Origin of the sequence: Yoonia maritima (assembly GCF_002933395.1) — a bacterium.
GTDB lineage: Bacteria > Pseudomonadota > Alphaproteobacteria > Rhodobacterales > Rhodobacteraceae > Yoonia > Yoonia maritima_A.
In genome coordinates this window covers 237874-252111 of record NZ_PKFN01000007.1, presented here as the reverse complement: position 1 = coordinate 252111, position 14238 = coordinate 237874, and the positions used below count along the sequence as shown (strand labels likewise).

The 14238-nt window shown below is 49.8% G+C and carries 8 protein-coding genes; 4 read left to right on the top strand and 4 right to left on the bottom strand.

Going from position 1 to position 14238, the window contains the following annotated elements:
* Window positions 1-59: 59 nt before the first annotated feature.
* Window positions 60-572, bottom strand: a complete 513-nt coding sequence (locus tag CYQ09_RS02650; RefSeq protein WP_106743902.1) for a hypothetical protein — start codon at window positions 570-572, stop codon at window positions 60-62.
* Between the two features lie 506 nt (window positions 573-1078).
* On the opposite strand from CYQ09_RS02650, the gene CYQ09_RS02645 reads away from it, so the two are divergent.
* Window positions 1079-1564 carry a hypothetical protein gene (locus CYQ09_RS02645; protein ID WP_106743901.1) on the top strand — a complete coding sequence of 162 codons (486 nt, stop codon included), beginning with the start codon at window positions 1079-1081 and terminating at the stop codon, window positions 1562-1564.
* 70 nt (window positions 1565-1634) lie between these two features.
* Here CYQ09_RS02645 and CYQ09_RS02640 read toward each other — a convergent pair whose 3' ends face one another.
* On the bottom strand, window positions 1635-2243 hold the full coding sequence (locus CYQ09_RS02640; RefSeq protein ID WP_106743900.1) for a response regulator transcription factor: 609 nt from the start codon (window positions 2241-2243) through the stop codon (window positions 1635-1637).
* Window positions 2244-2716: 473 nt separating this feature from the next.
* Between CYQ09_RS02640 and CYQ09_RS02635 the strand changes: the two genes are divergently transcribed.
* Entirely contained in the window at window positions 2717-3448 is a 732-nt protein-coding gene (locus tag CYQ09_RS02635) for a hypothetical protein (protein ID WP_106743899.1), read from the top strand.
* Window positions 3449-3830: 382 nt separating this feature from the next.
* A complete protein-coding gene (locus tag CYQ09_RS02630; protein WP_106744545.1) occupies window positions 3831-9611 on the top strand; it encodes a GEVED domain-containing protein in 5781 nt (1926 codons plus the stop codon).
* Window positions 9612-9988: 377 nt separating this feature from the next.
* Here the strand turns inward: CYQ09_RS02630 and CYQ09_RS02625 are convergent, their stop codons facing one another.
* Together CYQ09_RS02625 and CYQ09_RS02620 are read right to left on the bottom strand one after the other, a co-directional pair.
* The gene (locus CYQ09_RS02625; protein WP_239495835.1) at window positions 9989-12499 is read right to left on the bottom strand and encodes a hybrid sensor histidine kinase/response regulator; all 2511 of its coding nucleotides are present in this window, start codon (window positions 12497-12499) and stop codon (window positions 9989-9991) included.
* A 3-nt stretch (window positions 12500-12502) separates the two neighbouring features.
* Window positions 12503-13033, bottom strand: coding sequence for a molybdopterin-dependent oxidoreductase (locus CYQ09_RS02620; protein ID WP_106743898.1), 531 nt, complete (start codon window positions 13031-13033; stop codon window positions 12503-12505).
* A 429-nt stretch (window positions 13034-13462) separates the two neighbouring features.
* Between CYQ09_RS02620 and CYQ09_RS02615 the strand changes: the two genes are divergently transcribed.
* A complete protein-coding gene (locus CYQ09_RS02615) occupies window positions 13463-14077 on the top strand; it encodes a response regulator transcription factor (RefSeq protein ID WP_106743897.1) in 615 nt (204 codons plus the stop codon).
* Window positions 14078-14238 lie beyond the last annotated feature (161 nt).

The window sequence follows — 14238 nt, the reverse complement described above, 5'->3', positions numbered from 1 at the left end:
TGTACCTTTTCTACGATTTAATTTTTACAGACTTGGTCATTCCAAGCAGGTGCGCCCGCTTAGTTAACAACCACCCGATATGTATTCAGAGCAGCCTCCCCCCCAGCGAGCGCCGCTTCCAAATTCCAACGCACGGCCTCTATGGCCTCGGCGGGAACAGGTTCTTGGATCTTCGTGCCATCTTCGCTGATGACGGTGCGCATTGCAGGCAAGGTCGACCATTCCAGTCCTTCTTGCTCAGGATCAATTTCGGCTTGAATTTCGAATTGCGCCTGAACACTTGAAAAGTCGCTTCCAATGGTAAGCGTGACACCGTCGGGGACAGGTGCAAACACGGACAGCCCAGACATATCCATTTCAGAGTTGTTGCTGTGGATCAGCGTATATTCAATAATTTCGCCCGGTCGCACTTCGCTACGCTGTACCAGCATCTCCTCACCGTCAGCAGAAAACTCAACGATTTTGAAATCTGCGGAGCTGCTCAGTTCTTGCGCAACGGCGGTATGTGCAACAAGCGCCAACGCCGGAGCGAGCGAAAGCTTTAACGATGATGCAATAGCCTGAATTGACATTATCTTTATTCCTTCTCTCAAGGGCCGACGGAACGCCGGCTAGGCATTTAAAATTTGACTACCGTAGGGCGAGCCCACGTAGTTCGATGTTTCAATTTTTCTTGAAAGCAAGGCAGAGCGATATCCTCTCAAAAGGTCACCGCATGGCTCTTTAGGTATTCGACTATACGAAAGTGTAGGACAGCATACTCGCCTTAGGCGCGTTTATTTGGATGATCAAAACGGTCCATTAGTGAGTTTAATCACAGCAAAACAAAAAAATTAGGTATATTTATACTTTTTATGGGGATGACAGCATCAACAGCTATACGAACGCGCGGGCAATATACCAAAGCAGTAGCAATCTATACTTCCACTTTGCAGTACAATACATTCCATAGTGCTAATGTATTCTAACCCCGATGTTACCACCACATAGACTTTAGCAAACACAATCCTACCAGCTTACCGATTACACAGCGCGTCAAAAGTCAGTCGGCCCAAGATGAGAAGAGAGAGCCATAAGTATGAATCAGTATTTAGTTGCAGCCGTAATTGCCGCCACGGCAAACCCGCTTTTTGCAGAAAATTGTGAGATTATGAAACCTGATGGCATTGCAGTGCTGTTAGGGTCCCATCACGTAAACGCCCAGCAAGATTTCGACGAATTCAATCCCGGTATCTTTGTTTCGTGGAATTGTGATATCGCGAGCATACGACTAGGCGTGCACAGAAATAGCTTTTCGAACATCGCCACATCGGCCACGTTCACATCAGATTTTATTAGCCTAAGCGCTGGTGGGTTTCACGTGCACCCATTCGTTGGTATTGCACATTACCCGCAAACAGGCAGCGACACTCCGATAAGTGTTGGAGGGTCCGATATAATTGGTATCGGCGGATTGGAATTTACACACGACAAAATTCCGGTATTCGTCCAGTATCTTCCGGGCGACATAGAATTAGGGAACTACGAACATTTGTGGACATTTGGCTTAAAGTTCGCAATCTAGACAGGTATCGACCGCCGATTTAGTCGAAACTGGCATAGCAACCAGCGTGTATATCGTCGGTTGCTATGTATCAGATCATATTCCGATCACGCGCTATCATGGCCGCATGTGTCCGGTTCTTTGCATGAAGCTTACGACAGAGCGTTTTGACATGCAGCTTAACGGTAACTTCTTGCAGGTCGATATCACGAGCGATTTCCTTGTTAGACTTTCCTTCAGCGATGCCCTTGAGCACCTGCTTTTCACGCAATGACAAGTGGCTGGCAGCAACGTTTTCTTCCTCTTCAGCAGTCATGAAATCTAACGGGGCATAAATTTCCCCCAATGCCATAAACTTTATGGCATTAATCATAGACTTAGCCGCCATTGTTTTCGGTAGAAATCCAGCGGCCCCCATACCTAGGGCCTGCTCGGCAATTGCCCGATTTGCGGTTCCTGAAATCAAAGCAACGGGGTTTCCACCATTTTCCACAAGTGCCTTTTCCAGCCCGTCAAGCCCATTCATCCCTGGCATATCGTAATCAAGTATTACGACAGCAAAAGGAGGACTATTTTTAATGGCTATAAGGGCATCATCGAGATTTGCCGCTTGGGTAATGTGCTCTCCGTGTTCATTTTGCAAATATAAGGCAATCGTCTCGCGCACCATGTCGTGATCATCGGCAATTAAAATTTTCATCAACTCCCTCGTCTATCCCGTATTTTTCCTTCAATTACAGGGACGAATGCGCGCACCCATCTCGTCCTACTGAATCTCAGCCAAATACGTCTTGCGGACAATCACTAGCAACCGTGAACGTCCTGTATGCCCCCATACAAAAAACACTTGCGCGAGAAAATTCACACGCAACCATTAATTGCAGTCAGCGTCGCATGCGCCACGCGCGACCTCAATAGGAATTCGGCGAAATATAGCCAAAATGGCAGAACAAACACGAATTCACGAAGAACTTTCGCTGAACATAGGCGACGATTTACGCACCCCAATGCAACCCTAGACTGCACATTCCAGCATTCAAAACTATCCTAAAGGTGATTGGACTATCCTTTATTCTCTCCACTTATCCTTTCTTTAGTCAGTCGCCAGCATTCAAGCATGGCAGGATATCCTAAGTAGAAATGCACATTGTTTGGGTGACTAGGGATACGAGTATGACCGGTTTTAAACGACATATTTTCATTTCACTTTTTGCGTTGTTTACCGCACCTGCGGCCGCGGAAACCATTGATTTGTCTTCACTCGATCAGTTCACGAGCAGTCACGACTGGGACACTCTATCAACGGCCCAATTCTGGAATGCAGCGCAAACACAGCGCGGTCTTGACCAATGGGCAGCACAACGGCGGCCATCTCAACCACGGTTAGACTTCCAATCGAGTGGTGACGATATATCTCGGCTAAAATCGCTGATTGCAGTCGCAGAGGCGGATTCACGTGGTTACGATACAATTCATCGCGGCGCAGCACGGCTACCGCATGAACTGCCGACTGATATGACTGTCGGGCAAATCATTGATTGGATTGACGCAACCCCACATCAACCTCACGCGATTGGACGATATCAATTTATCCCCTCCACGCTCAGAGATTTGATGCGCCGTAGCGGCTATTCATACAATATGAAGTTCACGCCTGCGTTGCAGGATAATCTTGCTGACATCTTACTGAAAGATGCCGGATACGAAGAATTTGTCGAAGGCCACATTGGCCGCACACGTTTTATGAACAACCTCGCACAGGTTTGGGCTGGTTTGCCGACAAGTACCGGCCGGTCCTATTATGATGGCTATGCTGGCAACCGAGCAACCATCACTTGGGCCACATTTGACCGGGAAATGGCGTCTATTTTCAGACAGCCAGCTGCCCCCCAATTGCGCTTCTGAATGTAGTCTGAACCGCCGACCAAGCGAGTGTTGTGTTTGTCCCCGGTTAGCTCTCGACCGGGGACAAACCGTATTTCTGTCCGGTACTGGGAAATTACCTGTGATACTATCCAAAAGTATAGCTTATCGCTCGAATGCGCCGATGTATGTGCATCCGCTCTTTGGTGCATCGTGATCCGATTTACTAGGATGATCTTTAGAAAAGCTATACATCACGTCTAACAGGCCACAATCATAGGTTTAAGTGCACATAGACTGAGGTGAGAATTGATTTATGTCGTGCCTGATGATCGGCACGTACAGAAAGGTTGATGTTGTGTCGATTATAAAGAGTTTTCTCGTTCCGCGCTCCTTTGGTCGCAAGGCGGCGTTCGGGCTTATCATGTTCACATCATTAAGCTCTGTTGGCACAACGACGAAAGTGAATGCTGGTGACTTTGGGCTGGACTGGAGCGTCATAGATTGGCCCGAAGGGGCACTTGGCCCGTTTACATATGTGCTCAAAGATCAGTACGGCTTTGAGATTGACACGACCATTCAAGCTGCTGGAACATTCGCAAGCTACGGCCCAGCATCACCAAACGATGACACCATTTTTGGTGGGAACGTCGAAAGTCTCGTTATTGTGGCAGACGCGCCAGCGGGTCAGGCCAACATTGGCGATGCAACAGTGAGCACGTCGATTAGCTTCACATCTGGTGGGATCGTTTTTCCAGTCGACGGATTACAGCTTAGAATTATTGATATTGATGCATCCGACAATAATAACGCACAAGATCGATGTGACTTTATCACAGTAACGGGGAACAATGGAAACCCGACGCTTTCGGCGGTATCGGCAACACCTGTCGTACTGACCGGGCCTGGGCCGGGATCTGGTGGCACAGGGGCGCTGGCACCGAACCAAGCCCAGTGCATCTATATTGATGGGACGACCACATCTCCAACCTCTCCAAATGACGACACTGGTACGGTGCTCGCGAGTTTCCCGAACGATACGTCTTCTGCGACAATATTCTATGATGAATCAATTGGGAACGTACGCCCGCTTTTTCTATTTGAGGATCCTGCCGCGCGCGGCGGTGGCTTCTTTTCGGCTGTCGACTTTAGTGTCACACAAACAATTTCACTCGGCCGGACAGTAACACCCACCACCGGACTAGCGGGTGACAGTGTTACTTATGAATATACCGTAACAAATAACGGCGCCCTGCCCTTTAACGTCGGTCAAGACGTCATAATCGAAGACGACCTGATCGGAACCGTGACATGCCCTGCAATTGCAGCGCCTATTGCACCTGGCGGAACCGTGACATGTACTTCGCCGTACACAATAACCGCAGCAGATGCGCTAACCGGCACCGTCGATAGCACGGCCACTGCCGGGGTCGGCGCAATCGGCCAACCATTCGTTTCGCGGCTTCAATCTAACCCCCAATCCCTATCGCTTTCCGCACTTACCCTGCCAGGTCAACCGGGGCCGCAAACATGCACACCCGTCTCTGTTTTAAGCCAACCCCGTACCCAGCTTAGCGGATCAGGCAGTGCTTCATCCCCGACAACCAACGACATTTTCTTGTTTGATAACGTCACGACAGACGCGAACGGAAACGCTATCGACGTCATCTTTCAGTTAACACAGGTAAGCAACGCCACAGATATTCGCCTTTCGACGGGGCTCGAAGCCAGAATGACGCCGACCGACAATGGTTATGTCACCTACAACTTGCGTTTAATTCAGGATGGATCTGCAACGGCTTCAAATCCCCTTGGGACGCTGATCGATCAAAGCCGGATTAACGGCCTCATATTTCAACAGACGGATGTAGACAGCCGCGGTACGGGCGACGATTCTTCAGATGTCGTCGGTACAATTGAACCCGCCACGGTCATATCATTCTTCAATACGGCACTCCTCTCATCTTTCCCTTCTGGCGGATCGGCTGTTGCGCAGGACCCAGCCAAAACCGGTAATCCTTTGGATTGGACAGATGAACCAAACGAGACAGATTTTGACAACTACGTCACGTATGAATTTGATACCTTTACCGAAGGCGAATTCGTTCACGGGTTCACTGGGACATCAACCGTACCAGCAACACGCGGCTCAGGAATTTTGCTTTGCGCTATTTCAAACATTTCGGCCAACGTCATCGCCGAAGATGACGATTACAGTGCATCCCCGATCAATACACTTGCTGGTGGCACAGCCGGCGAAGTAATGGCGAATGACACAATCAATGCGATCCCTGCAACGCCACTTAACGCAACCGTAAAAGTAATAACCCCAGCGACCCCTGCCAACACAGGTGATCCAGTACCAACGATCGAAACAACAGGTGCTGACGCAGGTCGTGTTACCGTCCCTATAGGCGTACCCGCTGGCGTATATGAAATAGAATATGAACTATGTGACGCGGTGACCCCAACCGATTGCGATCGCGCAAAGGTCACAGTGTCCGTATACGATGGGAACGGCTTTGACTTTGGCGATGCGCCTGTCAGCTATTTGACAGCATCACATTCTGTCCCGGACACACCTACGATATTTTTGGGAACCGTTGCACCTGACGCAGAACTAGTTGCGCAGTCAGACGCCGCGGCTACAGCCGATGATATTCTCAACATTGATGATGAAGATGGTGTGGTTTTTCCGGTTCTAACCCAAGGCACTATCAGCACGCTGGACGTAGATGTTACCGGGCTGGGCAACTTGCAGGCTTGGATCGACTTCAACGGCGATGGCTTATTTGAAGAAACACTGGGTGAACGCATTGCGGTTGATTTACGTGACGATGGTACGGCCTTCGACAATGTTGCCGGGGATGGCGTGATACAAATCGATGTCTCAGTACCAACGGATGCAACGACCAACACGACATATGCGCGCTTTCGGTACTCAAGCAGCGCGAGCCTCACGACAACATCATTTGCTCCTGACGGAGAGGTCGAAGACTATTCTTTGGTCATTGCTGCGGCTGATTTCGTTGACCGTGGTGATGCACCTGCCAGCTATGGCGATCCGCGCAATATAGTTGTGAACGACATTTACCTTGGTGCTGGAATACCCGACACAGAAATCACCCCACAGCATAGCGCTGAAGCTGATGCCGATGATTTCGCGGGTGCTGACGACGAAGATTCTGTTGCTGTCTTCCCGGTCTTTGAAGCGGGTACTACGGTATCATTGACGGTTCAAACACACGAAACCCTAAGCTTGCAACTTGCGCTTGGAATCCCCGTGACCGAGGGGGTTACGAACTTACAGGTTTGGGTTGATTTCAATCAAAATGGTATCTTCGATGCGTCAGAACAGGTCGCGACAGATTACCGTGATGGCGGAACCGGCGATACCGACGGGACATTCAACAATCAGATCAGTTTTGACATCAACGTCCCCAATACAATCGACAGCGGTTTTACCTATGCGCGAATTCGCTGGTCAACCACAAGCGGTGTCACTGCCGACCCATTTGACGGGCTGAACTTTGACGGCGAAGTCGAAGATTATAAGGTCGTACTTTCTGACGGCGCAGTCCCATTCACCTGTGACGGGACACTGTACCGTGTCGCTCGGGTCGATTCACAACTTCAGCGTTTAGTCTTCTCTGACAACGGGTCTGGCAGCTACACGATTGACGTCACCAACATCGGCTCACCTGCAGGGGTCGCGTACAACGGCGGCTGGGGCTACAACGCTGTTGATGGGTTGTTCTATGGTGTGCGCGAATTTGAACGTGATCTCGTACGACTTGACTCGCTCGGGCGGTTTAGCGTGGTGGCGACAATCCCGCCAACTGCGGCACCCGGTTATAACTCCGGCGATATTCTATCCAACGGTGTGATGATCTATCGGGTGCAAAATACAAACGACTTTCAGCTTTTAGATATAAGTGACCCTCAGAACCCTGTCGATCTGGGGCGCGTGACGCTCACATCATCGGTCGATCCGTTCGATATTGCCTTTAACCCGAACGACGGAATGATCTATGGGGTGAACCACGTCACAGATCGCCTATTTTATTTTGATCCAGCTGACGGCGCGCCCGGCACACGCACGCCCGTTGAATTTGGTCCAGCAATTTGGACAGCGGACTATGGCGCGATTTGGTTTGACTTTTACGGTCGCATGTATGTGAACCAGAACATCTCAAATGAGATGTACGAAGTTGATGTCGGCATCGCAGGGAATGGCTCGGCGGCCCGTCAGCTTATCAGTGTCCTTAGCATCAGCGAAGAATTCCGCAACGACGGCGCAGGTTGTCCTTCACGGCTTGGCCCGCTTCCTCCAGAAGGTGCCTTAGCTGGGACAGTTTACGAAGATACCAATGGGTCTGGCGCGTTCGAGATTGGTGAAACAGGTATCCCGAACATATCGGTCGACGTATATAATGACAACGGCACGCCGGGAACGACTGTAGACGACACGCTGGTTACATCTGTCGTAAGCACCGCCGACGGTAGCTATCTTGTGGAAAACCTTTCGGCGCAAATCACCTATCGGGTCGAAGTCGAAGACAATGATGCCGACCTCCCGGCCGGGTACACCACTGTGACACCAAACCCGCTGTCTGGGATCAGGGTAACCGCAGGCAGCACACGTGGCGGGCTAGACTTTGGCTTTAGCGCCGGTCTCGCAGATCTGTCTATTACCAAAACTGTCGAATTGGCGTCCGATGGATCAACAGTAACATCTGCCCAAGCGGGTACAGAACTCGACTTTGTTTTGGCTGTCACCAACGATGGGCCAGCAGCTGTGACGGGCGTTACTGTGAATGACATCCTGCCTAGCGGGTTTTCATATGTATCAGATGATGCAGCCGCACAGGGCGATACATATAATGCGGCGACCGGAATTTGGACCATCGGAAGCGTCGCTATCGGTGCGACCGAGACGCTTAGAATTCGCGTGACGATGTTGGCATCCGGAAATCATACCAATGTCGCCGAAATCACAGCAAGTTCGGTCGAGGACCCTGACAGTGATCCGGGCGTCGGCATTGTCACCGATGATCTGAACGACGGTATTGCTGATGACGACGAAGCAAGTGTGACAGTCGTTCTTGATACAGGCGAACGCTTACTCTCTGGAACCGTATTCTTGGACAATGGCATCAATAGCGGCACGGCGCATGACGCAGTGCTAAATGGCACCGAAGTCGGCACTCAAAACGCGGTCCTGTCGATCTTGGACGGGGCGGGTAGCCTAATTGCTAATCCAACCATCGCAGCAGACGGAAGCTGGGCCTACGGATTGGACGGTGCATACACTGGAGCGTTAACAGTCGCGGTCACGCCACTTCCCGGTCTAATTACGGTCTCTGAAAACACAACTGGCCTACCTTCTTTAGTCAATAGTGATCCGCATGACGGTCGTTACACTTTCACGCCAGATGCAAACAGCAACTACGCAGGGTTAGACATGGGCGTGGTAAAGGCGCCCACCCTCACGCGTGATCAAGAGGCGAGTGTTGAAAGCGGCCAGGTCGTAGCACTACGTCACGAATACACCGCGTTCACATCTGGAACTGTAGGCTTCTCCTACGCCAACCCCACGATGTCACCGGCCAATAGCTTTGGTGCGACGCTCTTTCGGGATGCCGATTGTGATGGGACACCAGAAAGTGCCATCAACGGTCCGATAACTGTATCTGCTGGGGATCGCATTTGCCTTGTCTCACGGGTCACTGCGAACTCCGGCATTGGAGCGGGAAGCACATACACTTACGATATAATCGCATCGACATCACTAACCAGCACAACCGTGGTAAGCACGGTCAAAAACACGGACCGCGTTGTTGCCGGGGGCGGCGAAGGTCGCCTGGAACTATCAAAGACCGTCCGAAATATTACTCAAAACACTCCCGAAGGTGCGTCAAACGGCGGTGCGATAGGTGACATTTTACGATATAGAATCTACATCTCCAACCCAAGCGACACCGCGGCAACGGATGTGATCATCTATGATAGAACCCCTTCCTACACGACGCTAGCGGCCCCTATCGCAAGCCCAACGACATTAGGGAATGGTCTAATTTGTGTGGTATCAGAGCCAACGAACAACGTGGCAGGATACGTGGGATCGCTACGCTGGGATTGCACAGGCGCTTATGAGCCAGGGGAAGCAGATTCCGTGTCATTCGACGTCACGATATCTCCATAGATATGGCCGACAGGCGATGATCTGTCGCTGCTCTTGTCATAACGGAAAGCTGCGAGATGAATGCCTCAATGAAGCGCCTGGGCACGCTGTCCGGGTAATCCCCCCATTTTTAATGGGGCTCAGCCGTACACTTGAAGAATGGTAGGAAGATTACAATTGGTGCAGACCACATTCAGCCTTGGGGAACCTGACCCAGATGGCATTCTTGCAGAGAAAGAGCACGGGCAAGATGGTCGCCTAAGGTCAAAGATTTAACCCCAAGGCCTCCGCGCAAAGCTGGAGAAAACTTGGGGCTAAGGTCAGCGAAACACTTAAATACGTCAAGGATCAAAGACTATATCCCGAAGGCCACAAAAGCCCTACCGGATATAGCCAATTTAAATGCTTTCTTTAACGGCATTCCAAACTGCTGGTAGCGCCATGATGACCGTGGCAACCTTGTCGTTTTGATCAGCCTTGGCTGCGTTCTCAATATCGATCAGCGCCGCACGATAGTCAGTCGCTCCAAAAACCGCAGCGCTACCTGCGACCTTGTGACAGCGCGCAGCAATTTCATTCAACTCATGGTTCGGGTGATCAACCAACCACGTATGAAGCTCATCCACCTCTTCAATGAATTGAACTTTCAATTGTTCATATGTTTCATCACCCAAGATTTCACGCATATCATTTAGGTTTTCATTCTCATCCATGACTATTTCATTACCTCGAATTTCGTCTGAAATGCGTTGCAGCACATCTTTTAACGCGCGACGAGACAGCGGTTTTGTTAACACGCCATTCATCCCGTCTTTGATAAACGCTTCCTGCTCTTTTGCCATCGCATTCGCAGTAAGCGCAACGATTGGCACATTTGAACGCTTTCCCGCTCCGCTACGGATTGCGCGCGTTGCAGCGCGACCATCCATAATGGGCATACTGATATCCATCAATATTAAGTCAAAGTCTTTTTTAGCTGCAATCTCGACAGCTGCGGCGCCATCATGCACTTCGGTCGCGGTATGCCCGTCAGCATGCAGCATTCCTCGCACAACGGCACGGTTAATCTCATTGTCTTCAACAATAAGAACATGCAATCCAATTTGCGGATGCTGGCTAATCGGCTTTGGTGCATCAGCAGTAATAGGGTCAGTCACCTTAAGAGGAAGTGTTACCCTAAACGTACTCCCCTCTCCGACAACACTATCAACTGTAATCTCGCCCCCCATAGCCGTTGCAAATCTGCGGGCAATACTCAGCCCTAGCCCCGTGCCACCAACCTTTCGATCATAGGCTGTCGTTCCTGTGACGAAGTCATCGAAAATGCGTTCTTTGAGTTCATCATCAATCCCTTGTCCGGTGTCTGAAACGGCAAACTGCACTTCGTAGGTATCAGCATCAAGGCTCTTGGCCGATATTGAAACAGCGACCTGACCATCGTGGGTAAACTTTACAGCATTTCCAACGAGATTCATCAAAATATGCTGCAAGCGGTCGGGGTCAGAAAGAACCCATTCTGTTGGTTTTCCAATCCACTTCCATTCTATCGATGTATCGTTCGATGCCGCCATCCCAGTCTGATTATCAACAATCGCTTGGACCAGATCGCCAATATTTACCGGGACTTCACGCACTGCGAGCTTTCCAACATCGTATCGCGAAATATCAAGAACATCAGTAACATGGCGAAGCAATAAATCCCCGGACGTTTCCATGTTACGAATATATCGCTGTTGTTGCGGCGAAAGTTTCGTATCCTGTATCAAGGCAAGGTTACCGAGTAAGCCATTGAGCGGTGTACGAATTTCATGGCTCATGGTCGCCAAAAAATCTGTTTTCAACCTGTCGGCGGCTAATGCCTGATCGCGTGCAGATATGAGTTCCTTCTCGGCCTTAACGCTTGCTGAAATATCGCGAACGAAGGCTACGAATATCTCACCAGCCTCTGTGTTGGCGGCCTGCACGGCGAGCTCAACTGGGAATACTTCACCATTTGATCGTTTTCCTTCCAGTTCTACCCGACCTTTACCAACGACATATCGCTCGCCACCGCTGCGAAGACGTTTCATCCCTTTGCTATGGGCGGCCTGTAAATGATCTGGCACGATCAAAGGGCCAAGCGTTTTTCCCATCACTTCTTCGGTACGATACCCAAAAATAGACTCTGCCGCGGCATTGAAAGCAAGAATATGACCCGTACAATCGACAACGATCACGCCATCTAGGGACGTTTCGATAACGGTGTTCATTCGTTCCGCGGATTCCTGGAGTTCACGGCGACGTTTGATGTTTGAAAGGTTCAATCGCCTTAAATAATAGATTGCCAACGCCAACACAAAAATCAGCACCAAAACCAGTACCGCCAACTGCAAAAGAGTCGTGGCAAACACTTGGCGGCGTCGGTCTGCCTCTGTCGCGAAATAATCAAGCGCAGAATTTGCAATCTGACGAACCTCGGGGCGAATGGCTTCGGCCTTGAGGATCATTTCAGAAATATTTTCTCGCAACACAACCTCGTCGCTGTCAATCAGCGGTACCAGCTCATCAAGAAACCTGCGGACACTTTGCAGCGCCGTCGCATAGTCCGGTTCAGTTTGAAGCGCCAGATAAACTGAAGCAGACTCCAACGTATCAATACGACTATAGAACACGTCAAAGCGCCTGCGCATTTGCTGCAAACTAGCCTCTGGCCTTTGCGCGACCACAGCCAGTTGCTTTCTAAATTCTAAGAATTCCACTTCTGTTTGAGAAATAGTCCACTGAACGTTATCTGAACTGGCAGACTCCAATTCATCCAAATCTTTTGCGACGGTGGCAGCTAAAAATATGATCGCCCCTAAAATGGCAAAGCCAGCAAGCACGAGATATGCTTTGCCAATCCATTTTTGTTTAAAGACGCCCATCGTCATGGATCAAAGACCCAAGTCTGCTTGTACGAATTCGATCCGGTCAAGTTGCCAAATACTGCGCGAATAAACGACTTCTGTACGATACTCAGCGCTGTCATCATATGGATATACCACCCACAACGGTCCCTTGTCGCGAACGGACATCAGCTCATCGTTCAATTTATACGCAATCATTGGGCCGCCTTCCACCACGTCAGAAACGGGAATTTCAACGGTATAGTCATTGATCGCAGTCGCCAAAATGGTGCCAGAAGTCACGCCTAGGCAATCAAGCAAAACATGCAGAGGCACGCCTTGAAACTTCTGAACACCGTCGGTCCATATCGTGGACGTTTCAATAATCTGCGCATCAATATCAAACAGCATTTCAAGGTCGAATTGCGCTGTATCTTCTACATTCGTAACGCTGATATCGCCACTGATGGTCAAAACTACATCATTTGTAGGCAAAGCAAGATCATCCGCATGTGCGCTTGAAAAAAAGGTTACTATGGAGATTAACCCAAGTAAGAAAACTTTTGACGCGTAGGACATGGTAGCCTCCAGATTACTCAATCATCGTCACTATCACACAAAAGGGCTGACTACTCATTAAAGCATCAGGATAGCCACCTACCCCTTGGGGTAGGTGGCTTGTGCCTAAGAAACATGGCTAAATGCTTCGTATAAGCACCCTGAGGAACCCCATTACTAAGATAACACACTAAAAAATCGAAACTATTTTTCGTGGATGCGTACAAACAGTTCCGCTACTGATCTTTACCGTTCAAAAATGCCACGAAATGGCTGATCATCCAACTGAGCTTTAGGATAGATGTTCGAAGCAAAAGCATCGTACGCGATCCATATAGGTAGCCGCCCCTGCCCCAAATGCACAAAAGCGGCAAAATGTTACGTGACGTTCGTGGCGAAATCAGTACATAGTCATTGCCAACGATGACTTAGTGCCCGAAAGGACCGCCCGTGAGAGTGCTAATAGCTGACGATCATGATCTATTACGCGATACGCTTGTTATGTTCTTAGAGAACAGCAACAGCATACAGGTCGCTGCGGTAGGAACACTTGATGCCGCCCACAAGCGTATAGCAAACGACCCGCCGTATGATCTTGTCCTACTTGACTACAACATGCCGGGAATGAATGGGCTTACAGGACTAACGGAAACCCTTGCACTGAAAGGCGGCCAACGTGTTGCCCTTATTTCTGGCGAGGCGACGCGCGAAATCGCAGAACAAGCGCTTGAAGCAGGTGCTGCTGGATTCGTACCAAAGACTTTGCCCGCAAAATCAATGATCAATGCGGTCCGCTTTATGGCAATGGGCGAACAATACGCCCCTCTCGATTTCATGACGAACGTTGAAGAAACCCCAACAAATGCGCTTGCCGCGAAACTAACCTCGCGAGAACTTGATGTGCTAAAGGGTGTAACAGAAGGCAAATCAAATAAAGAAATCGCGCGTGACTTAGACATTACAGAGCCGACTGTGAAGCTCCACATGAAAACACTATTTCGCAAGGTAGATGCAACAAACCGAACCCAAGCTGCGCTAATCGCGCGCGAGGCCGGGCTATTTTAGCTACCCGAAAGGATAGCGTGCGGTCGCTTTTGAGCACAAAACAAGTCCTTTGCCCAAGTGTACAGGTAGGTTCATTTCTTTATCTTAAATTATAAGAAGAAATCTACTTAGGTGCCTTACGCAAACACCACTCCCGGAAATGACCTTCATCTGATGATTTA

Coding starts and splice junctions, on each gene's coding strand:
- CYQ09_RS02630 (WP_106744545.1), top strand. CDS start 3,831: ATGTTCACATCATTAAGCTCTGTTGGCACAACGACGAAAGTGAATGCT.
- CYQ09_RS02650 (WP_106743902.1), bottom strand. CDS start 572: ATGTCAATTCAGGCTATTGCATCATCGTTAAAGCTTTCGCTCGCTCCG.
- CYQ09_RS02620 (WP_106743898.1), bottom strand. CDS start 13,033: ATGTCCTACGCGTCAAAAGTTTTCTTACTTGGGTTAATCTCCATAGTA.
- CYQ09_RS02635 (WP_106743899.1), top strand. CDS start 2,717: ATGACCGGTTTTAAACGACATATTTTCATTTCACTTTTTGCGTTGTTT.
- CYQ09_RS02625 (WP_239495835.1), bottom strand. CDS start 12,499: ATGACGATGGGCGTCTTTAAACAAAAATGGATTGGCAAAGCATATCTC.
- CYQ09_RS02640 (WP_106743900.1), bottom strand. CDS start 2,243: ATGAAAATTTTAATTGCCGATGATCACGACATGGTGCGCGAGACGATT.
- CYQ09_RS02645 (WP_106743901.1), top strand. CDS start 1,079: ATGAATCAGTATTTAGTTGCAGCCGTAATTGCCGCCACGGCAAACCCG.